The following is a 563-nucleotide window of genomic DNA, read 5'->3' as shown; positions in this document are numbered from 1 at the left end:
CGGGGCCGCCTTCCATCCCCTGCCTATGACGCTTCGGCTGCGAGCGACTGCTGCTCGCTGCCGAGGAAGAGCATGAACCTGGCCAGCTCCGCTGCCGTGGCCGCATTGGCCTTGCATGCAGGCATGCCCCGTGCGACCAGCGACCTCCTGTGGCTGCACAGGCGCGCAGAGAGCGTGCGTGCACGCTCCCGTATGCGCACGTCCACCGGCTCCGGGCATGCCTTCCCCTTCGCCGGGCTGCATCTCAGCGCCGACCACGAGCACTCCACGAGCAGCGACCTCGTGAGCGCGCAGCCGCATCTGGATATCGCGCCCATCCTCTTCTTGGCCGCGCTCGAGCTCTCCGAGGGGGCGAGCCCGAAGTACGACGTGATGCTCCTGCCGGAACGGAAGCGGGAGAAGTCGCCGACCTCGGCGGCGAACGTCAGGGCCGTGACGAACTGGACGCACTTGAGGCACTGGAGGGCCCTGACGATGCCGGCCAGCGGGGAGGCCCCGGCGAGCCTGTGCGCCTCGTCCAGGAGCGCCCCGTACTGCTCGTCCGCCGACTCGGCTGCGCGGAT

1 protein-coding gene is annotated in these 563 nt (G+C 70.0%); it reads right to left on the bottom strand.

The genetic code is table 11. The features are described 5' to 3' along the window. Positions 1-23: 23 nt before the first annotated feature. A partial coding sequence (locus tag ABVS03_RS11595) for a transposase (RefSeq protein WP_368019223.1) occupies positions 24-563 on the bottom strand: 540 nt, incomplete at its 5' end.

This window comes from Olsenella sp. AGMB03486 (genome assembly GCF_040884255.1).
Classification (GTDB): Bacteria; Actinomycetota; Coriobacteriia; order Coriobacteriales; family Atopobiaceae; genus Olsenella_L; species Olsenella_L kribbiana.
This window is presented reverse-complemented; position numbering and strand designations above follow the sequence as displayed.